The 19,942-nt window shown below is 69.0% G+C and carries 20 protein-coding genes and 1 tRNA gene; 6 read left to right on the forward strand and 15 right to left on the reverse strand.

The annotated features are described in order from the left end of the window. Window positions 1–18: 18 nt before the first annotated feature. Together B3D50_RS04260 and B3D50_RS04265 are read left to right on the forward strand one after the other, a co-directional pair. The gene (locus tag B3D50_RS04260) at window positions 19–1,302 is read left to right on the forward strand and encodes a dicarboxylate/amino acid:cation symporter (RefSeq protein ID WP_286949593.1); all 1,284 of its coding nucleotides are present in this window, start codon (window positions 19–21) and stop codon (window positions 1,300–1,302) included. 390 nt (window positions 1,303–1,692) lie between these two features. Further along, a complete protein-coding gene (locus B3D50_RS04265; protein ID WP_269300459.1) occupies window positions 1,693–2,262 on the forward strand; it encodes a helix-turn-helix transcriptional regulator in 570 nt (189 codons plus the stop codon). Window positions 2,263–2,272: 10 nt separating this feature from the next. Here the strand turns inward: B3D50_RS04265 and B3D50_RS04270 are convergent, their stop codons facing one another. Both B3D50_RS04270 and B3D50_RS04275 read right to left on the reverse strand, forming a co-directional pair. Then, window positions 2,273–2,524: a hypothetical protein gene (locus tag B3D50_RS04270; RefSeq protein WP_286949594.1), complete on the reverse strand. Its 252-nt coding sequence runs from the start codon at window positions 2,522–2,524 to the stop codon at window positions 2,273–2,275. Window positions 2,525–2,697: 173 nt separating this feature from the next. Next, on the reverse strand, window positions 2,698–3,228 hold the full coding sequence (locus B3D50_RS04275; protein WP_269300456.1) for a hypothetical protein: 531 nt from the start codon (window positions 3,226–3,228) through the stop codon (window positions 2,698–2,700). Between the two features lie 149 nt (window positions 3,229–3,377). On the opposite strand from B3D50_RS04275, the gene B3D50_RS04280 reads away from it, so the two are divergent. Beyond that, window positions 3,378–4,580 (forward strand): threonine ammonia-lyase, encoded by a 1,203-nt coding sequence (locus B3D50_RS04280; protein ID WP_286949595.1) that lies wholly within the window; start codon window positions 3,378–3,380, stop codon window positions 4,578–4,580. Continuing rightward, window positions 4,561–5,103 (forward strand): FKBP-type peptidyl-prolyl cis-trans isomerase, encoded by a 543-nt coding sequence (locus tag B3D50_RS04285; RefSeq protein WP_286949597.1) that lies wholly within the window; start codon window positions 4,561–4,563, stop codon window positions 5,101–5,103. The genes B3D50_RS04280 and B3D50_RS04285 overlap by 20 nt, the downstream gene beginning before the upstream one ends. An 83-nt stretch (window positions 5,104–5,186) precedes the next feature. Here B3D50_RS04285 and queG read toward each other — a convergent pair whose 3' ends face one another. The 3 genes from queG to B3D50_RS04300 form a co-directional block, all read right to left on the reverse strand. Beyond that, complete coding sequence (gene queG / locus B3D50_RS04290) at window positions 5,187–6,362, reverse strand: tRNA epoxyqueuosine(34) reductase QueG (protein WP_286949598.1); 1,176 nt, start codon at window positions 6,360–6,362, stop codon at window positions 5,187–5,189. 25 nt (window positions 6,363–6,387) lie between these two features. After that, on the reverse strand, window positions 6,388–7,074 hold the full coding sequence (locus B3D50_RS04295) for a glutathione S-transferase family protein (protein ID WP_138142049.1): 687 nt from the start codon (window positions 7,072–7,074) through the stop codon (window positions 6,388–6,390). 64 nt (window positions 7,075–7,138) lie between these two features. After that, a complete protein-coding gene (locus B3D50_RS04300; RefSeq protein ID WP_286949600.1) occupies window positions 7,139–8,119 on the reverse strand; it encodes a cation diffusion facilitator family transporter in 981 nt (326 codons plus the stop codon). Window positions 8,120–8,246: 127 nt separating this feature from the next. Here B3D50_RS04300 and B3D50_RS04305 point away from each other — a divergent pair, with 127 nt between their 5' ends. Then, window positions 8,247–9,053: an undecaprenyl-diphosphate phosphatase gene (locus B3D50_RS04305; RefSeq protein WP_046654460.1), complete on the forward strand. Its 807-nt coding sequence runs from the start codon at window positions 8,247–8,249 to the stop codon at window positions 9,051–9,053. Between the two features lie 75 nt (window positions 9,054–9,128). Here B3D50_RS04305 and B3D50_RS04310 read toward each other — a convergent pair whose 3' ends face one another. Both B3D50_RS04310 and B3D50_RS04315 read right to left on the reverse strand, forming a co-directional pair. Further along, on the reverse strand, window positions 9,129–10,100 hold the full coding sequence (locus tag B3D50_RS04310; protein ID WP_286949602.1) for a complex I NDUFA9 subunit family protein: 972 nt from the start codon (window positions 10,098–10,100) through the stop codon (window positions 9,129–9,131). Window positions 10,101–10,245: 145 nt separating this feature from the next. Continuing rightward, the gene (locus B3D50_RS04315) at window positions 10,246–11,910 is read right to left on the reverse strand and encodes an amidohydrolase (protein ID WP_286949604.1); all 1,665 of its coding nucleotides are present in this window, start codon (window positions 11,908–11,910) and stop codon (window positions 10,246–10,248) included. Between the two features lie 75 nt (window positions 11,911–11,985). On the opposite strand from B3D50_RS04315, the gene B3D50_RS04320 reads away from it, so the two are divergent. Beyond that, the gene (locus tag B3D50_RS04320; RefSeq protein WP_286949607.1) at window positions 11,986–12,417 is read left to right on the forward strand and encodes a DUF488 family protein; all 432 of its coding nucleotides are present in this window, start codon (window positions 11,986–11,988) and stop codon (window positions 12,415–12,417) included. Between the two features lie 6 nt (window positions 12,418–12,423). Here the strand turns inward: B3D50_RS04320 and B3D50_RS04325 are convergent, their stop codons facing one another. The 8 genes from B3D50_RS04325 to B3D50_RS04360 all read right to left on the reverse strand — a co-directional run bounded on the left by B3D50_RS04325 (window position 12,424) and on the right by B3D50_RS04360 (window position 19,867). Continuing rightward, window positions 12,424–14,394: a M1 family metallopeptidase gene (locus B3D50_RS04325; RefSeq protein WP_286949610.1), complete on the reverse strand. Its 1,971-nt coding sequence runs from the start codon at window positions 14,392–14,394 to the stop codon at window positions 12,424–12,426. A gap of 52 nt (window positions 14,395–14,446) precedes the next feature. Continuing rightward, window positions 14,447–15,733, reverse strand: coding sequence for a multidrug effflux MFS transporter (locus B3D50_RS04330; protein WP_286949612.1), 1,287 nt, complete (start codon window positions 15,731–15,733; stop codon window positions 14,447–14,449). 135 nt (window positions 15,734–15,868) lie between these two features. Continuing rightward, window positions 15,869–15,953: transfer RNA gene (locus B3D50_RS04335), tRNA-Leu, on the reverse strand. A gap of 72 nt (window positions 15,954–16,025) precedes the next feature. Beyond that, window positions 16,026–16,880 carry a hypothetical protein gene (locus B3D50_RS04340; protein WP_286949615.1) on the reverse strand — a complete coding sequence of 285 codons (855 nt, stop codon included), beginning with the start codon at window positions 16,878–16,880 and terminating at the stop codon, window positions 16,026–16,028. Window positions 16,881–16,956: 76 nt separating this feature from the next. Beyond that, entirely contained in the window at window positions 16,957–17,964 is a 1,008-nt protein-coding gene (locus tag B3D50_RS04345; RefSeq protein ID WP_003164036.1) for a fumarylacetoacetate hydrolase family protein, read from the reverse strand. A 66-nt stretch (window positions 17,965–18,030) separates the two neighbouring features. Then, the gene (locus B3D50_RS04350; protein ID WP_286949618.1) at window positions 18,031–18,321 is read right to left on the reverse strand and encodes a hypothetical protein; all 291 of its coding nucleotides are present in this window, start codon (window positions 18,319–18,321) and stop codon (window positions 18,031–18,033) included. After that, window positions 18,312–18,785, reverse strand: coding sequence for a methyltransferase family protein (locus tag B3D50_RS04355; RefSeq protein ID WP_286949620.1), 474 nt, complete (start codon window positions 18,783–18,785; stop codon window positions 18,312–18,314). Before B3D50_RS04355 ends, B3D50_RS04350 begins: the two co-directional genes overlap by 10 nt. Beyond that, the gene (locus tag B3D50_RS04360; RefSeq protein ID WP_286949622.1) at window positions 18,782–19,867 is read right to left on the reverse strand and encodes an isoaspartyl peptidase/L-asparaginase family protein; all 1,086 of its coding nucleotides are present in this window, start codon (window positions 19,865–19,867) and stop codon (window positions 18,782–18,784) included. Before B3D50_RS04360 ends, B3D50_RS04355 begins: the two co-directional genes overlap by 4 nt. Window positions 19,868–19,942 lie beyond the last annotated feature (75 nt).

A 19,942-nucleotide genomic window follows, 5' to 3' on the forward strand; every position in this document is an offset into this window, starting at 1 on the left:
AGCTGGACGACTTTTTGTATGAAACGCTTGTTCGCCTATTTCATCGTCGGAGCGATGATATTGGGGGTTCTCACGGGGTGGGGCCTCAATCATTTCCTGACGGCGGATCAGGCCTCGGCCGCAGCGTCGAACCTGAATCTGATCACCGACGTCTTCCTGCGCCTGATCAAGATGATCATCGCGCCGCTGGTGTTCACGACCCTGGTGGCGGGCATCGCGCACATGGAGGACGCTGCTTCGGTGGGGCGGATCGGCGTCAAGACCATGACATGGTTCATCGGCGCCTCGATCGTGTCGCTGGTGCTGGGTCTGGTGATGGTCCAACTGCTGCAGCCGGGCGCGAACATGCATCTGCCTGAAGCCGTGGCGGCCAGCGCGCCGGCGGCTTCGACGGACGCCTTCTCGCTGCATGGCTTCATCACCCATCTGGTGCCGACCTCGATCTTCGACGCCATGGCCAAGAACGAGATCCTGCAGATCGTCGTCTTCTCGGTCTTCGTCGGCACGGCGGTCGCCGCCCTGGACGACAAGGCTCCGGCGGTGCTGCACCTGGTTGAACAGGCCGCCTCCATCATGCTGAAGGTGACCGAGTTCGTGATGAAGCTGGCGCCCTTCGCCATCTTCGCCGCCCTGGCCTCGACCATCGCCACGCAAGGGTTGGAGATGCTGGGCACCTACGCCAAGTTCGTGCTGGGCTTCTACGGCTCCATGGGCGTGCTGTGGGGTCTGTTGTTCCTGGCCGGCGCCGCGGTGCTGGGCAAGCGGGTGATCCCCCTGTTCCGCGAGATCCGCACTCCGACCCTGCTAGCCTTCTCGACGGCCAGCTCGGAAGCGGCCTACCCGCGCATCCTGGAGGCCCTGCCCAAGGTCGGCGTGCGCCGTCGCATCGTCAGCTTCGTCCTGCCGCTGGGCTATTCGTTCAACCTGGACGGGTCGATGCTCTATTGCACCTTCGGCACCATGTTCATCATGCAGGCCCACGGCGTGCAGCTGAGCGTGTCGCAACAGATCTTCATGCTGCTGCTGCTGATGGTGACGTCCAAGGGCATCGCCGGCATTCCGCGCGCGTCGCTGGTGGTGATCATGGCGACCCTGACCTACTTCGGCCTGCCTGAGGCGTGGATCGCCATCGTTCTGGGCGTCGACCACCTGCTCGACATGGGCCGCTCGGCCACCAACGTCGTCGGCAACTCGGTCGCCGCGGCGGTGGTCGCCAAGTGGGAAGGCGAACTGGACGACATGCCTGTGGGCGACGGTCCTGTGGCCGGGGCTGACGGCGCGGAGCGCCCGGCGACGGCCTGACGGTCTTTCAGACGATCAAGCGAGAGCGGCGGCCCTGTGAAGGGCCGCCGTTTTCAATTGCGTTTCGGGCGACGCGCAGCGCCTACATTAAGCGATCAGATGGGTCGCGAATCTGTCAATTGCAGCTACGCTTTGCTCAAAAATGCAAAATTCAAGACTCAAAAAGCAATAAGCGTGCGTCTTCTGTGGATATGCGTTAAGATGTCGTTAGTGCTCAGGCGTAGCTTAGGTTGAAGAGGCCGCCGGTTTCGAGCGAGGCCGTGCGCCAGTCCTGGAGCGTTGGCGTTGGAACAAGCTGTGTGGGAGGCCGGTCGGGCGGGACGCCGGGCCGCAGAGGGGGCGTGGTTCGCCCCGGACAGACGATCAAACCCGGATCGCCGTCGACGGCCATTGACGGCGGCCGCCGACGATGTCGAGGGGCAGTGCAATCGCGCCCTGGCCGCCTGGATCGATCACGAGATGCGCGCCCGCCTGCTGGTCACGCGCACGCTGGAAGTGGTGTGGCTGAATGAGGCCGCGCGCGCGCTCCAGGAAGACGGCGACCTGTTCGGGGTCGAAGGGGGGCGGTTGTCCATGAAGTCGCGCGCCCTGCCGCGTTTGATGGCGCAGGCGCGGTCAGATGAGACGCGGTGTCTGGCGACGCCGGGGTCTGACGGACGGACCTGGGTGATCTGGGCGCGCGAGGTGGCGTCGGCCCCGACCTGCCTGATCGGCCTGACCCTGCAGTGCGTCGGCGGCGAAGCGCGCTTCCAGGCCCTGATCGAGACCCACCTCTTGTCGCCGTCCGAAGGGCGGATCGTGGAGATGTTGCTGGCGGGGAACGAGACCGGCCGCATCGCCCAGATCATGGACGTCTCGCTGGAGACGGTCCGCTCCCACCTCAAGCGCGCCTATCAGAAGATGGGCGTGCGCAGCCGCGGCGAACTGTTCGCACAGGCCCTGGCTTTCGTGGTCCCTTGAGCGAAGGCGTTTAGGGCGCGCTTGGCGTCGTCAGCGGCGCGGCCGCCGCCGCCGGGGCTTCGACGGCCTTGTCGATCAGCAGGGGCCCCATGGCGAAGGCGGCCACGGCGGCGCCGGCCGACAGGGCCAGCACGGCCACCACCCCATAGGCGATCAGCGAGCGCGACCGGCGACGGCGAAACCCGCCCGGCCGCACGTTTCGCACCAGCACATAGGGGCGGTTGGTGAAGGCCTCGGAGCCGATGATGTTGTGCTGGGACAAAGAAGACGCTCCCGACTTTTCCTTGAACGGAACGCCTCAGAGAGCGGCTTCTTGGGGCCAAAGGATGGCGAACGCCGGTCAAACGACGACGGCCGCGCAGGGGCGCGGCCGCCGAAAAACTGCTCAGCTAACGGCCTAGTTTACGGCCCAGCTAACGGCTCAGCTGAGGGGGCTCAGCCCCCCAGGGTGACGTTGACGGCGCGGCCGCCGCGCGTCTGCACCCGGCGCATCAGCACCATGACGCTGTCGTCGGCCTTGACCGGGGCGATCAGGAACCAGCTTCCGTCCGGCAGGCCGGAGAAGCGGAAGCCGCCGTCGGCGCAGGGCTCGGCCCGTTCATAGGAGCGATAGTCGGCGCCCTGCTCGCCGGCCGACCGGGCGCGCACCACGGCGGCCGGGACGGCGGCGCGATCGGCGGCGCCGTACAGGCGGTCGATGCGGGCGCGAGTATAGCGGGTGTCGGGGATCAGGCCGACGTTGCCGGCGCACTGGAAGACGCGACCGTCCTGAGCGAAGGCCACGCGACCCTCGATCGAGGCCTGGCCCGCGCGGGTCGACCAGGCGAAGTCGTCGGCGTTGAAGACGGCGGGGCCGACGGCGCTGCCGCCCATCGGGGTCGTGGCGCAGGCGGAAAGGGCCAGACCGCCGATCACGAGGGCGGCCAGCCCCTTGAGGCGGGCGGGCGAGCGCGAGAAGGTGGTCATGAGGGCGGCTCCCGGTTTCAGTTCAGGCGTCGGCCCGGCATGACCTTGCAGGGCGGGGCGAGTCAAGGTTGCTCGCCGTCGCGCCCTGTTCCAAAAGGAGGCCGTAGACCGGACGAAAGAGGCCGGCCGTAAACAAAATCAGGGAATTCATGACCGTCACCATCGACGACATCCGCGCGGCGCAAGAACGCATCGCCGGTCAGGTCGACCGCACGCCCGTCCGCTATTCCCGCCGCCTGTCGCAACTGACCGGCGCCGAGATCTGGATCAAGTTCGACAATCTGCACTTCACCGGCAGCTTCAAAGAGCGCGGCGCCCTGAACCGGCTGCTGCAGCTGACGCCGGACGAGAAGAAGCGCGGCGTCGTCGCCGCCTCGGCGGGCAACCACGCCCAGGCCCTGGCCTATCACGGCGGCCGTCTGGGCGTGCCCGTGACCATCGTCATGCCCGAGGGCACCCCCTTCGTGAAGGTGGACGGCACCCGCGCCCACGGCGCCAATGTCGTCATCCACGGCCTCGACTTCTCCGGCTCGACCGAGGAGGCCAAGCGGCTTCAGGCCGAGCACGGCTATGTCTTCGTCTCGGCCTTCGACGACGAGGGCATCGTCGCGGGGCAGGGTGTCTGCGGCCTGGAGTTTCTGGAGGACGCGCCGGACCTCGACGCCCTGATCATCCCCATCGGCGGCGGCGGCCTGATCGCGGGCAGCGCCATCGCCGCCAAGGCGATGAAGCCGGAGATCAAGATCTTCGGCGTCGAGGCCGCCCGCTATCCGTCCTTCACCGCGCGCCGTCGCGGCGAACCGGCCAAATGCAGCGGACAAACGATCGCCGAGGGCATCGCCATCAAGGCCGTGGGGGAAATTCCCTTCGCCCTGGCCGACAGCCTGATCGACGAGGTCTTCGTCTGCGAGGAGGCCGACTTCGAAAAGGGCGTGGCCCTGCTGGCGACCTTGGAGAAGACGGTGGCCGAGGGCGCCGGGGCCGGCGGCCTGGCCGCCATCCTGGCCAACCCGGAACGCTTCAAGGGCATGACGGTCGGCGTCGAGCTGACCGGCGGCAACATCGACGCCCGCATGCTGGCCGTGGTGCTGAACCGCGAAATGGTCCGCGAGAAGCGGCTGATCGTCTATCGCATCCTGGGCGACGACCGCCCCGGCATGCTGTCGGCCATGGCCGCCGTGATCGGCGGGCGGGGCGGCAACATCATCGACGTGGTGCACAACCGGCTGGCGCTGGACGTGCCCGCCAAGGGCGCCGAGTTCGACATCATGGTCGAGACCCGCGACTCCCGTCATGCCGAGGAAATCGGCGCCGCCTTGAAGGACCAGGGTTATGAACTTCGCATGGGCTAAACGCCCTCTCGCCGCCGCCATGGCCGCGACCGCTCTTCTGGCCCTCTCCGCTTGCAGCCGACCGTCCGGCGCGCCTGAAGACCTGGCCAAGAACGCGGCTGAAGCCGCCGCCTTCATGAAGCAGAACGCCTCGGAAGAAGGCGTGCAGACCCTGCCGTCCGGCCTGCAGTACAAGGTCGTGGCCTCCGGCCCGGCGGGCGGCGTCCAGCCTGACCGCAATGATCTGGTTAAGGTCGACTATGAAGGCACGCTGACCGACGGCACGGTGTTCGACAGCTCGTTCAAGCGCGGCGCTCCGGCGGTCTTCTCGCCCGAGGGCGTGGTGCCCGGCTGGACCGAGGCCCTGCAGATGATGAAGCCCGGCGACGAGTGGATTCTCTTCCTGCCGCCCGAGTTGGGCTACGGCGAGATGGGCGGCCCGCCGATGATCCCCGGCAACGCCGTGCTGGTGTTCCGCCTCAAGCTGCTGGACGTGGCCCCCGTGCCCGGCGGCGGCCGCGGCGTGGGCCACGCGATGGGCTGACCGCATCCTTCTCCCCTTGCGGGAGAAGGTGGCAGGCGGAGCCTGACGGATGAGAGGTTTCTCCACGAGGGAAGCCCTTTTTGCTAGGTCTGAGGCCGGCGTGACCCCTCATCCGACCCGCTGCGCGGGCCACCTTCTCCCGCAAGGGGAGAAGGACGCCATTCCTGCTTCACCGCGTCATCCGCTTCATCCGCCAGTCGTACTTCGCGTTCGGCCTCGAACCGCTCCGGCGACAGGCGTGACAACGCCCACACCGCCGCCCCGCGCACCACGGGGGCCGGATCGTCCAGCAGCCGCTCGACCGCTTCGACCAAGGCCGCCTCGCCCGAGTTCCCGGCCGCATAAAGGACGTTGCGGATGAAGCGATCGCGGCCGATCCGCTTGACCGGGCTCTTGGTGAACAGGGCGCGGAAGGCGGGGTCGTCCAGCGCCAGCAAGTTCGCCAGCGGCGGCGACTTCAGCGCATCGCGGGCCTGCAGCCGCGTCTCCGAGGCCTCTTGCGCGAACTTGTTCCATGGGCAGGCGGCCAGGCAGTCGTCGCAGCCGTAGATGCGGTTGCCCGTCGCGATGCGGAACTCGCGCGGCCAGGCGCCCGCATGTTCGATGGTCAGGTAGGAGAGGCAGCGTCGGGCGTCGATCTGGAACGGCGCTGGAAAGGCCTGGGTCGGGCAGGCGTCGAGACAGGCGGTGCAACGGCCGCAATGCTCGACCTCGGCCTCGTCCGGCTCGATCTCGGCGGCGGTCAGTATGGTCCCCAGGAACAGCCAGTTGCCGTGGGTGCGGCTGAGCAGATTGGTGTGCTTGCCCTGCCAGCCAAGGCCCGCCCGCTGGGCCAGCGGCTTCTCCATCAGGGGGGCGGTGTCGACGAAGACCTTGACCTCCTGGCCCAGCCGCGCGGCGATCTGGCCCGCCAGGATCTTCAGCCGCCCCTTGATGACCTCATGATAGTCGTCGCCGCGCGCATAGACGGAGATATAGCCCGCCGAGGCCTCCTCCAGCTCGGGCCGGGGGTCTTCGTCGGGGCCGTAGTTCATGCCCAGGACGATGGCCGTCTTCGCCCCGTCCCACATGGCGGTGGGATGGGCGCGGCGCTCCAGCGTCGTCTCCATCCAGCCCATGTCGCCGTGACGGCCCGCGTCGACGAAGTGGGCCAGCTTCTCGCCCGCGCTCCACGGATCGCTGGCCGAGGCGAAGCGGCACACGCCGAAGCCCAGTTCGGCGGCGCGCTGTCGGATGAAGATGCGGGGATCGGCCGCCATGAGGGCGCTTTAGCCCTGAGGGGCCTCAGAAGTCGAGGTCGGCGTACCAGGGCGCCGGGTGCACGCCGGGGAAGCGGTCGCCCAGCAGGGGGCGGAAACAGGGGCGCGACTTCAGCTTGGAGTACCACAGCTTCAGCGACGGCCAGGACGCCCAGGCGATCTCGCCGAAATAGTCCAGCACCGACAGATGGCCCGCCGCGATCAGGTCGGCCTGGCTGAGACGGCGTCCGGCCAGCCACTCGCGTCCCGCCGCCAGCGGCTCCAGCACCGTCAGATGGCTTTTCAGCGCCTCGCGGCCTTCACGCAGCATCCGCGCGTCGGGCGGGCCGAGCCGCAGCAGAGGCTTCTCCATCCGCTCATGCAGCAGGACGGCGTCCACCTCGTCGGAGAAGCGACGGCTGAACCAGGTCGCCAGACGGCGCGCCTCCGCCCGCTCGGCCGGATCGGCGGGCAGCAGGAAGTCGCCCTTGGAACGGTCTTCCAGCCAGCCCAGGATGGCGTCCAGCTCGCACAGGGTCAGAGGCCGGTTCTTTTCCGTCGTCGTCAGCACCGGCGGCATGCCCGAGGGATTCATCTCGAACAGGGGGCAGTCGTCCTCCCACGGGCGGACCGCCTCCTCGCTATAGTCGACCTTGGCCTCGCCCAGCGCCAGCCGCGCCGTGCGCGAGGCCGGGTGATAGGCGAAATGATAGAGGACGGCGGGCGTGGACATCGTCCGCCTTCATGCGCCCGCGCGCGTTAAGGCTCCGTTTACCGCGCGCGATTGTCGCAGGGGGTCAGGACCAGGGTCCGGTTTGCGGCGAGGGCGCTTCGGGCGAGGCGGCGTCCGACGTCTCCGGCCGCGTCGTCGAAAAGGCGCCGCCGTGCGGTTCGGCCGCGCCGCGCGGGTCGGCGTGGATCAGGATGTCGGCGTGGGGAAAGACCTTCAGCACCCGCTTCTCGGCGTCCAGGATGATGTCGTGCGCGGCCTTCAGGCTGAGGTCGGGGTCCAGGTCGACGTGCATCTGCACCATCAGGGCCTGGCCCGCCATGCGGGTGCGCAGCTGGTGGACGTTGGCTATGCGGTCGTCCTCGGTCACGGCGGCGACGATGGCGGCGCGCTCCTCGTCCGAGGCGGCCCGGTCCAGCAGGTGGCCGGCCGCGTCCTTCAGCAGGCTGACGGCGCCCCAGGCCAGCCAGACCGCGACCACCAGGCCCGCCGCCGCGTCCAGTCCCGGCGCCTGGAGGAAGGCGCCCGAGATCACTCCGACCAGCACCACCACATTGGCGGCCAGATCGGCGGCGTAGTGGGCGCGGTCGCCCGCCACGGCCAGGGAGCCGGTCTTCTTCATCGCCTGGGTCTGCATCCACACAAGACCCGCCGTGACGGCGATGGATAGGAGGACCACGCCCACGGCCCAGCCGCCCGAGGTGACGGGGCGGGGATCGAAGATGCGCTGCACCGCCTCCCAGCCGATGAAGACGCCCGAGGCCAGCACCATGCCCGCCTGCACCAGGGAGGCCAGGCCCTCGGCCTTGCCGTGACCATAGCGGTGGTCGTCGTCGGGCGGGGCGGCGGCCCAGCGCACGGCGAAGAAGGTCGCCAGCGACGCCACCAGGTCCAACGCCGAATCCGCCAGGCTGGCCAAGATGGAGACCGAACCGGACGCCCCCAGGGCGAAGGCCTTCATGACGATCAGCAGGACCGCCGTCGCCACCGACAAGGTGGTGATCCGGCGCGTGGTCTCATGGGCGGCGTCGAGGGGAGAGGCGGTCATTTCCCTGCCCTTGTCGCCCAAAACAGCGCCCGCGCCAATGGCGGCGGCGGGGCGGGGACGCTAAGGAGAGGAGACGGGACGCCGCAGGGCGCAGCGCGCCCGAAGTAAAGATCGAGACGGAGCATTCATGGCGGACTGGCTGACGGCGATCCTTCTGGGTCTGGTCGAAGGGTTGACCGAGTTCATTCCGGTGTCGTCCACCGGCCACCTGCTGCTGCTGGGGCATTTCCTCGGCTTCGAGAGCACCGGCAAGACGTTCGAGATCGTCATCCAGCTGGGCGCCCTGCTGGCCATCATCAGCGTCTATTTCAAGCGGCTGTGGACGCTGGCGACGCGCTGGCCCTTCGACCCGGAGGCGCGGCGCTTCCTGATCGGCCTGCTGGTCGCCTTCCTGCCGGCGGTGGTGATCGGCTTCCTGGCCTACGGCTTCATCAAGACGGTGCTGTTCGAGACGCCGCTGGTGATCTGCGTCGCCCTGATCATCGGCGGGGTGCTGCTGCTGTGGCTGGACCGGATGCGCAAGGTTCCGGCCTATCTCGATGCGGACCGCTATCCCTTCCGCGTCTATTTCCTGATCGGCCTGTTCCAGTGCCTGGCCATGATCCCCGGCGTGTCGCGTTCGGGCGCCACCATCGCCGGCGGCCTGCTGCTGGGCACGGACAAGCGGTCGGCGGCCGAGTTCAGCTTCTTCCTGGCCCTGCCGACCATGGGGGCGGCGGTCTTCTATGATCTGTTCAAGAACCGCGACGTGCTGGACTTCAGCGACCTGGGTCTGATCGCCATCGGCTTCATCGCCGCCTTCGTCTCGGCCCTGGCCGTGGTGCGCTTCCTGCTCGACTTCGTGTCCAAGCGCGGCTTCGGCCCCTTCGCCTGGTGGCGCATCGTGGTCGGCGTCGTCGGCATCATCGGCCTGGGCGTGACGGGCGCGCTGTAGCGCCCTCATGCAGCGTGATTAAAAAACCCCTCGGGACGCCGGTCCCGAGGGGTTTTTCTTGAGCCGTATCTGAGATCAGGCGGCGGGGCTTTCGGCGTACTGGCCGCCCTCGCGGTAGCGCCACAGATAGCCCGGCGCGATGGCTTCCAGACCCGAAGGCTCGACGCCCAGATCGGCCAGGCCCTTGGCCCCCGGCGTCACGACGTTGTCGTTCTCCAGCAGCACGACCTGATCCTTGGTCAGGGCCGGCGCCAGGCCGATCACGGCCGGGATCTGGGCCAGCGAGCCGATCAGACGCGCGACCGGGAAGGGCAGGGGCAGCAGGATGTTCCTGCGGTTGGTCTCGCGCAGGATGAACTTCAGGATGTCCTCGAAGGTCCAGACCGACGGGCCGCCCAGTTCATAGGTCTCGCCCTCGGCGCCGCGGGCGACGGTCGCGCGGGCGACGGCCTCGGCGACGTCGGCGACGTAGACGGGCTGGAACCTGGTCCGGCCGCCGCCGATTAGCGGCAGGACCGGCGACCAGGTCGCCATGGCGGCGAAGCGGTTCAGGAATTGGTCGCCCGAGCCGAAGACGATCGACGGGCGCACGATCACTGCGCCGGGGAAGGCGGCGCGCACGGCGGCCTCGGCCTCGCCCTTGGTGCGGGCGTAGTCGGCCTTGCCGTTGGCGTCGGCGCCCAGGGCCGAGATGTGGGTCAGGCGCTTGACGCCCGCCGCCCTGGCCGCCTCGGCGACATTGGTCGCGCCCTCGACGTGCAGGGTCTGGAACTTGCGGCCGCCGGTCTCGAACAGGATGCCGACCAGGTTGATCACGGCGTCGGCGCCGCGCACGGCCTCGGCCACCGCCGCCTTGTCGGTGATGTCGCAGCGGACGACCTGAACCTGGCCGACGTCGCCGGCCATGTGCAGCAGGGGCGCGCTCTTGGCGTTGCGCGCGGCGACGCGCACGCGCCAGCCGCGACGGGCCAGGGCGCGCACCACCTGGGTTCCGATGAAGCCCGAGCCTCCGAACACGGTGACCAGACCGGGGGCGAAATCAGCCATCTCAGACGCTCCAACGCCAAGCCCCGGCCGCAAGGGGCAGCCGGAGGCGAAAATCTCATGGGCGGGGCTTAACCGAAGCGGCCCCGCCCCGCAACGAGAAGGGACGGGATTCCGCCCGATCCGCCAGCCCCTTCAGCCGGCCGCCTCAGTCCGCGCGGTGGACGATGCGCCCGCCCACGACCGTCAGCACGGCTCGGCCCTTGGGGATGTCGGCGGCGGGGACGGTCATCAGGTCGATGTCGAAGGCGGTGAAGTCGCCGCGCTTGCCCACCGCGATGGTGCCCAGTTCGTCCTCGCGGAAGCTGGCGTAGGCGGGCCACAGGGTGAACATCTTCAGCGCGGTCGCCCGGTCCACCGCCTCGTCCGGGCGCCAGTCCGGCCCCTGGAAGCCGTTCAGGTCGCGCCGCGCCACGGCGGCGTAGAACTCGATCAGGGGATCGCCCCGCTCGACCGGCGCGTCCGAGCCGCCGACCACGATCACCCCGCGATCCACCAGCGTATGCCAGGCGTAGGCCCCGTCCAGCCGCGCGTCGCCCAGGCGGTCGGCGGCGAAATGCAGGTCGCCGATGGCGTGGCTGGGCTGCATGGAGGCGATGATCGGCAACTCGTCGAAGTAGTGATAGTCGCTGGGGCGGATGATCTGGGCGTGCTCGATGCGCCAGCGCGGATCGGCCAGCTTCCACTCGGCCTTCGGCACGGCGCGCAGGGCTTCCTCATACCAGGCGGCGACGTCGTGGTTGCCTTGATCGCCGATGGCGTGGGTGGCGATCTGGACGCCGGTGCGCAACGCCTCTTGATACAGCGGCATGACCTCCTCGCGCGAGGTTCGCATCAGGCCGGTGGTGTCCGGGCGGTCCGAATAGGGCTCGAACAGCTTGGCCCCGCGCGAGCCCAGGGCGCCGTCGGCGTAGAATTTGATCGCCCGCGTGATGACCAGGCCGTCGCCCGCGTCGCGCGGACCGCCCGCCATCAGGGCGCGCGCGTCGCCCATGTCGATGTTGTTGTAGACGCGGGCCGTGACCTCGCCGTCGCGCGCCATCTGCTCCAGCAGGGGCACGTCCTTCCACGGCGCGCTCATGAAGTGGATGCCGGTCCAGCCGTAGCGGGCGTAGACGTCGAAGCCCGCGCGATAGGCCGCGCGCGTCGCCGCCGCATCGGCTTGCGGCGCCAGGCCCGAGATCAGGTCGCCCGAGGCGTCGACCAGCAGGCCCGTCGGCCGGCCGTCCGGGCTCTTCAGAATGTCCCCGCCCGAGGGTGAGGGCGTCGAGGCGTCGATCCCCGCCGCCTTCATCGCCGCGCTGGACACGGCCACCGCATGGCCGTCGGCGCGGGTCAGCATGACAATCCGGCCCGGCGCGGCGGCGTCCAGATCGGCGGCGGTCAGGAAGCGCTTCTCGGGCCAATGGGTCTCGATCCAGCCGCGGCCGACGATGACGCCCTCGGGATGGGCCTCGGCCCAGGCGCGGAGCCTCTGCATGGCTTCGACGACCGAAGCGGAGCCTTCCAGGTTCAGCGTCGTCTCGCGCCAGCCGATGCCGTCCAGATGGGCGTGGCCGTCGGTGAAGCCGGGGAACAGCGCCGCCCCCTTCAGGTCCACCACCTCCAGTCCCTCGGCCGATGGCGCGCGGTTCGCCGCGCCGACATAGGCGATGCGCCCGTCGCGCACGACCACCACCTCGGCGGTCGGCCGGGCCTCGTCGCCGGTGTGGATCGGCCCGCCCCGGATCAACAGGTTCTGGGCGTAGGCCGCAGGCGCGGCCGCCAGCATCAGGGCGGCGGCCAGGGACAGGGTCTTCAGGGTTCGGATCATCAGCGCCTCCAGTCGCGGCGCAGGGGAGCCTCAGCCGAGCTTGGCGTCAAGCGATCCTGCGCGCATCATCGCCGCATGAAGCTGTTCACCATCGGCTATGAAGGCGCGACGCAAGCCCAGGTCATCGACCGGCTGAAGGCGGCGGGGGTCGAACTGGTCGCCGACGTGCGGGCGGTCGCTTCGTCGCGCATCGCCGGCTTCTCCAAGACCGTCCTGGGCGAAAGCCTGAAGGCCGAGGGGCTCGATTATCTGCAGCTGCGCGCCCTGGGCACGCCCAAGGCCGGGCGCGACGCGGCGCGCAAGGGCGACGCCGCGACCATGCGCGCCGTCTTCAGCGCCCATATGCAGGAGCCGGACGCCGAGGCCGCCTTCCAGCAACTGCGCCATGCGGCGGGCGAACGGCGCGTCGCCCTGTTGTGCTTCGAAGCTGACGCCTGCGGCTGCCATCGCTCCATCCTCGCGGGCCGGCTGGCGCGCGAGGACGGGGCGGAGGTGGTGAACCTCTAGGCGATCTTACGGACGCCCCACCACCTGATCGACCGAGTTGCTCGTGACCGGGTGATACAGCGGGCGGGCCTTGGCGTAGATGCGCGTGGCGATGGGACGGCCCCAGTCGCCCTCGGCCCACAGGGTCTGGAACAGCGGCAGGACGAATTTGCGCCGTCCCTGGCTGGTCAGGAAGCGGTCGGCCGTGGCGACGGCGGGCTCGTAGCGGTTGGCCAGGGCGGCCTGCAGCCAGGCGAAGACCAGTTCGGCGTTGCCTTCGCGGTCCAGCTTCAGCGTGCTTTCCAGATCGGCCAGCTGGGCGGGGCTCAGCCAGTCGGCGCCCGCCGCCAGCCCCTCGGGCCGCCACGACAGGAAGCGCAGGCGCTGCTGGGTGTTCCAGTCCTTCCACGGCACGGCCGAGGCCGGGCCCTTGGCGACGTAGAAGGCGCGGGCGGCCGCATCGACCGGCTCGAAGGCGTGCGACACCGGCGCCTGGACGTTGGACGGCAGGCCCGGCTCATAGACCCAGGCGTTTAGTTGCAGCTTCTGCTCCAGACCCGCGTCGCCCTTGATCAGGTGCGTACGGATGTCCTCAAGGAAGCGTTCCGACGTCATGGGCCGCCAGGCGTTGCGCTCGAAATAGCCGCGCAGCCAGGCGTCGAAGGCCTCGCGCCCGGCGATCTGTTCGATGGTCCGCAGGAAGGCGGCGCCCTTGTCATAGGCGATGGTGTTCATGCCGTCGTCGGGATCGCGCCCGGTCAGCTCCAGGTGCAGGCGGGTGTCGGCGGGAGCCAGCGCCTTCAGCTCGTCCTGCAGCCCGCCCCAGGCCAGAACCTGCTCCTGCACGGCGGCGTCGCGGCCGTAGACGGCCTCCATGATCCGGTTCTCGAAATAGGAGGTGAAGCCCTCGTTCAGCCAGAAGTCGTCCCAGGTGGCGTTGGTCACCAGGTTGCCCGACCAGGAGTGCGCCAGTTCGTGCGCCACCAGCGAGACCAGCGAGCGGTCCCCGGCGATGATGGTCGGGGTGGCGAAGGTCAGCATGGGGTTCTCCATGCCGCCGAAGGGGAAGCTGGGCGGCAGGACCAGCAGGTCGTAGCGGCCCCAGCGGTAGGGGCCGTACAGGGCCTCGGCCGCGTCCACCATCTCGGCGGTAGGCTGAAGCTCGTGCGCCGAGGCCTGAAGTTGGCTCGGCTCGGCCCAGACGCCGGTGCGCTCGTCGAACGGGGCGAAGGCCAGGTCGCCGACGGCGACGGCGATCAGATAGGGCGGGATGGGGTTGTCCAGCTTGAAGCGCCAGGCCCTGGTTCCGGCGCCGGCCGCCTCGCCCTTCGGCGTCAGCTGCTCGGCCGACATGACCACGGTCAGATCGGCCGGGGCGGTGATGCGGGCGGTGTAGGACTGGCGGACGCCCGGGCTGTCCTGGGTCGGGATCCAGGTGCGGGTCAGGATCGCCTGGCCCTGGCTGAACAGATAGGGCTTCTGGCCGCCCGCCGTCTGTTGCGGGCTGAGCCACTGCAGGGCCGAGGCGTCGGGGCGGGTGGAATAGTCGATGACGATCTTCTGCGTCTCGCCGCCCTGGAAGGCCGGGATGCGCACCGTCAGGGGCTGGCCCTTGATCGGATCAGACGCGCCCAGGCTCCATTGCAGGGCGCGGCCCTGAGCGTCGGTCACGCCCTTGATGTCCAGCATCTTGGCGTCCAGCACCACCTCGGTCGCGCCGGGACGGCCGGTCACGTCCAGCGTGGCCTTGCCCGACAACGTCTTGGCGGCGAAGTCGGCGGCCAGGTCCAGGTCGACGTGCGTCACCCGCGCCTCGGCCGGGCGGGCGTAGGAGTGGGCGTCGTTGACGTAGTCGGTGGCGGGGGCCGGGGCCGGCGCGGCGGGGACCAGCGGAGTCATGGGGGTGATCTCTCCGGTCGTGGCGCAGGCGCCCAGGGACGTGGCGAGGGCGGCGGCGAGGGCGAGGGCGGAAACCCGCCCGACCAGCTTCAGGGTCATCGAACGCTCCGTATTCAGATGCGCCCGAAAAGGCCCCCTCGCGCCCGAAAGATCAAGCCTTTGCTGCGGGCGGCGGCAGGTGATGCGCCTTGAACAACCGCCCCTTCTCGGCCGCCAGCACCAGCGCCAACGCCGCGACGCCCAGCAGAACGAAGCCCATGGTCATCGGCACGGTCGAGCCGTCGAACTGCTGGCCGATGGCGAAGCCCAGCAAGGCCCCGCCGATCGAGGAGATGAAGCCCTGGGCCGAGGAGGCCGTGCCCGCGATATGGCCCATCGGCTCCATCGCCATGGCGCCGAAATTGCCGGCGATGAAGCCGAAGCAGAACATCTTGCAGGCTTGCAGGGCGGCGAACATCCACAGGCTGTCGTGGCCCAGGTAAGCGATCAGGGCGTGCAGGGCGCTGAAACCGATGAAGCCGATCAGGGCCGTGTGGGCGATCAGGCGCGAGCCCAGTTTCTCGACCAGACGCGCATTCAGGATCGAGGCCACGGCGATGCCCGCCGCCACCAGGGCGAAGACCACCGGGAAGAGGCCCGGCGCCTTGAACACGTCGAAGAAGATCTGCTGCGAGGAGTTGATGAAGCCGAACAGCGCCCCGCTGATGACGGTCATGGCCAGGGTGTAGCCCATGCCCTGGCGGTGGGTCAGGGCGAAGCGGAAGGCGCCGGCGATGCGGCCGATGTTGATCGGCATGCGATCTTCGGCGTGCAGGGTCTCGGGCAGGCGCAGCCCCGCCCAGATCATGAAGGCCCCGCCCGCCAGGGCGAAGACGCCGAAGATCCACGGCCAGGGCGCGACCAGCATGATCAGCTGACCCACGGCGGGGGCGATGATCGGCACGCCCAGGAAGACCAGGAAGCTCAGAGACATGACGCGCGCCATGGTCCGCCCGACATAGCGGTCGCGCACGATGGAGACGGCCAGCACCCGCGTCGCCGCTGCGCCCACGCCCATGCCGACGCGCGACAGGATCAGCAGGTCGAAGCTGTGGGCGAAGGCGGCCAGCACGCTGAAGGCGACATAGACGCCGATGCCCGCGAACAGCACGGGGCGTCGTCCGTAACGATCCGACAGCGGGCCATAGAACAGCTGCGCCCCGCCGAAGCCCAGCAGATAGGCGGTGATGATCCACTGACGGCTGTTCTCATTGGTCACGCCTAGGTCTTGGCCGATGTGGGGCAGGGCCGGCAGCATGGCGTCGATCGCCAGGGCGTTCAGCGCCATCATCACGGCGATCAGGCAGACGAATTCGGCGAAGCCAGGTCCTTTGAGATTCGGCCCCTTGGCGGGAAGCGACGGCTGGGTCGTGATCGCGGCGGAGGGGGGGCTTTTCATCGGACCCAGATGCGGCCTGCGTCAGGCTGACGCAACCCTGAGAGGATGAAGTTTTTTGCGCTGCAGCAAGGCGACGGGCCGAAATGAAGGCGTCGGCCGAATGAGCAATTGCAGGGGAAGGGCCTTGAAGTCAGCTGGTGCCGGTGGTCGGACTCGAACCGACACTCCTTGCGGAACCGGATTTTGAGTCCGGCGCGTCTACCAATTTCACCACACCGGCACGGCTAGGCTCAAGGCGGCGCAATCTAGCGGCGGCGAAGCCTCCGTCAATCGAAGATCGCACCGTGTCGCATCATTCGTCGCCGCGACGGAGGCGGCTGCCCGTCGAGAATTCCGAATCGGACATGGTGTAGTTGACGCGATAGACGATCAGCCGGGCCGGAATGGGCCCGTCGCCGCCCCCGCGGTTTTCCAGCCGTCCCTTGCGCGTTCCTCGCATGGCGGCCGCGCCGAAGCCGCCGCCGACCGGAAATTCCGTCTCGACCACGCAATCATCAACCCGGCCGTCGGCCTGACTGAGGCAGGTGACGACAGCAAACCCCGCCGTATAGGTCCGACCTTGGGGATACTCAGGCTGAGGCACCCGCTTCCAGGCCAGGTTGACCGGGAGGCCGTCATCCTTCAGCTCATCCAACTGCTGGTCGCGCGGATCGACAAGCGGTCGGCCGCAAGCCGTTAAAGACTGATCTATTGCGGCGTTGGATGCAGGCAGCTCCACCAGATAGCGCAGGTTTCGACCGCCTTCGCCGCCTCCGGGCGCCACAATCGTCATTGTTCCCCCTTCTCGCATCTGACGCGCCAGAGGCGCCGGCAGTTCTGAAAAGGCGACGCTGGGATTATCGCCCAGCAGGAAACGTTGCTCCGCCTCCTCTTCGTCACCGATGCCGATGACGAGAATTCGGTTGGCTTTATGGAAGTCCTTGCTCTCCGGCGCCGTCGGCAGGCCGCCGACCATGACTTGATAGATCCCCCGCTGGCATCGGGCGGCCAACAGAAGGCCATTGTCGAATTGGGTGTAGGCTACGGTCAGCTCGTTTTCAGGCTGAACCAGCAGATCCCAGTCTTCAGAGTCCTGGGCCGCCGCCGCCGAGGCCGCCGTCAAACTCAAGACGGCAGCCGTCAGGCCCTGAAAAATCCCGTTCTTCATCAACCTTCTCCGCACGATGACCGAAGAAGGTAGCCGGTCCGCACCTTGCTGCAAGCTAAAACGGACCGGCGTTCGCTCAGGCCGCCGCCACCGTCTGTTCGATGGCGCCGAACAGGGTGTGGTGCTTGTCGTCCAGCATCTCGATGCGGACGGTGTCGCCGTGCTTGAGGAAGGGGGTTTTGGCCGCGCCGGTTTGGATGGTCTCCACCGTGCGGATCTCGGCGATGCAGCTGTAGCCCAGGCCGCCTTCGGACACCGGCTTGCCGGGGCCGCCGTCGGCGTCCTTGTTCGACACCGTGCCCGAGCCGATGATCGTCCCGGCGCCAAGGGCGCGGGTCTTGGCCAGGTGGGCGATCAGCGTGCCGAAGTCGAAGGTCATGTCGACGCCCGCGTCGGCGCGGCCGAAGTCCTGGCCGTTGACCTGAACCAGCAGGGCGCCCGACAGCTTGCCGTCCGTCCAGCGGTCGCCCAGGGCGTCCGGCGTGACGAAGACCGGCGACAGGGCGCTGGCCGGTTTGGACTGGACGAAGCCGAAGCCCTTGGACAGTTCGGCCGGGATCAGGTTGCGAAGCGAGACGTCGTTGACTAGGCCGACCAGGCGGATCGCCGCCAGGGCCTCTTCGCGCGTCGCGCCTAGGGGCACGTCGCCGGTCACGACCACGATCTCGGCCTCCAGGTCGCAGCCCCAGGCCTCGTCCTTCAGCGGGATGGCGTCGCGCGGCGACAGGAAGCCGTCGGAGCCGCCCTGATACATCAGCGGATCGGTCCAGAAGCTCTGCGGCATCTCGGCGCCGCGCGCCTTACGCACCAGCTCGACGTGGTTCACATAGGCCGAGCCGTCCGCCCACTGATAGGCGCGGGGCAGGGGGGCGGCGGCGTCGCGCTCGTGGAAGCGGCCGCGCGGCACGGCTTCGTGCTCCAGGCTCTCGGCCAGGGCGCGCAGCAGCGGCTCGCACCGCTCCCAGTCGTCCAGCGCCGCCTGCAGCGTCGGCGCGATCAGGAAGGCGTCCGTGAACCAGTTCAGGTCGTTGGAGACGACGACGAGGCGGCCGTCACGGCCGTGCTTGAGCGAGGCGAGTTTCATAAGGCGAGGCTAGTCTTGGCTGAGGCGATTGGGAAGCGGGGAGATGAGGGGGCTGACGTCGTTCGATCAACTGTTCGGGGGCGAGATGACGGCGCGGGCTTCGGCGCCGGTCTGCTGGGCCGGGTCGCGGACCTCGACCTCGACGATGACGGCGCCCGCGGGTTCGTGCGCCCACAGGTAGCGGCGCTCGATCTCGACCGCGCGGCCGGACGGGGCCATGCCCTCATAGGTGTCGCCCCAGGGCGTGACGGCCTTCAGCTCGACCCAGCGCAGACCGCAGGCGGCGTCCAGCTCTTCAATGGCCATTTCCGACAGTTCGTCGGCATGGGGCGCGGGAGGTTCAGGGCTCACAGCCATCGACGGACCTTCTGGCGATAGGCGTCGTATTCGGCGCCGAAACGAGCAGACAGATAGCGTTCCTCGCGGGCGATGACGAAGCGGTCGATCACGATCAGGCAGGGGATCAGCAGGCCCAGGGCGATCGGGCTGTCCATGGCGATCGCCAGCCCCAGGTAGGTGACGGCGAACCCCAGATAGATGGGGTTGCGGCTGAAGCGGTAGAGGCCGCCCGTGGCCAGGACCGTCGTCGGCTTCCACGGCTCGGGCGGGGTGCCCAGACGGCGGAAATGGCCCGCCGCCGCTCCGTCCAGCAGCAGGCCGCCCAGGATCAAGGCCAGGGCGACGCCGCGCCGGGCCTCGGTCGCCAGACCCAGCGAGGGCTCGGCCAGCCATTGGCCCAGCCCCCAACCGCCCAGCAGGAAGGCGAAATAGATCACCGGCGGCGGCACGACGACGCCGGAATGGTCGCCTTTAGGTCTCAACGCGCGCCTGCTTCGTCGCCGTAGATGGCCACGCGCGCGGGCGAGGTCGATGAGACGGCGCCGCGATACATGCCCGAGGTGTTCATCGAGAAGGCGTGGACGCCGTCCTTGCCCATGACGATGACGCCGCCGTCGCCGCCGATGCTTCCGACCTCGGCGATTTCCGCGTCAGCAGCGGCCTGGACGGTCGCACCTTCGGCGGTGCGACGGCAGATGTCGCGCGCGACGGTGGCGCGGATGAAATACTCGCCCGTGCCGGTGGCCGAGACGGCGCAGCCGTCGGCGTTGGAGGCGTAGGTGCCGGCGCCGATGATCGGCACGTCGCCGACCCGGCCCCAGCGCTTGGCCGTGGTGCCGCCGGTCGAGGTGCCGGCGGCCAGGCGGCCCTGGCTGTCCACGGCCACGGCGCCGACGGTGCCGAATTTGCGCTCGTCCAGCGGCGCCTCATGAAGGTTGAAGGCCAGCGGCGCCGCCGGGCCCAGGCGGGCCGGTTCGGGGGGCGCGCCTTCCGGGCGCGGCGGCAGGGGCTCGCCCCGATCGCGCAGCGCCTTCAGCAGGGCCTGCCAGCGGCTTTCGGTGAAGAAGAAGGACGGCGCCACCTCCTCCAGCCCGGCCGAGCGGGCGAAGGTCTCGGCGCCTTCGCCGATCAGCATGACGTGGGGCGACTTCTCCATCACCGCGCGGGCGGCGGCGATCGGGTGACGGGTGCGGGTCAGGCCCGCGACGGCCCCGGCGTTCAGGTCCGTTCCGTCCATGACGGCGGCGTCCAGTTCGTTCTTCCCGGCCGAGGTGAAGACGGCGCCGCGCCCGGCGTTGAACAGGGGGTTCTCCTCCATCACCTCGATGGCGGCCTGAACGGCGTCCAGCGACGAGCCGCCGCGCGCCAGCACGGCCGATCCGGCGTCCAGTGCGGCCTCCAGGCCTGCGCGATAGGCGGCGTCGCGTTCGGGGCTCAGCTGGGCGCGCTCGATCACGCCCGCGCCGCCGTGGATGGCGAGCGACCATTGCGGCGCATCCTGAGCGATGGCCGGGCAGGCCAGCAAGGCGGCGGCCGCTGCGACGGCCAAGGCGATGGATTTCATTTCAAGCTCCCCATTCATTCTTTTCCTCCGCTTCGCGAGGGAGGCGGATCGGCCGCGATGGCAGACGAGCCGGAG

This window comes from Brevundimonas sp. UBA7507 (assembly GCF_002478355.1).
GTDB lineage: Bacteria > Pseudomonadota > Alphaproteobacteria > Caulobacterales > Caulobacteraceae > Brevundimonas > Brevundimonas diminuta_D.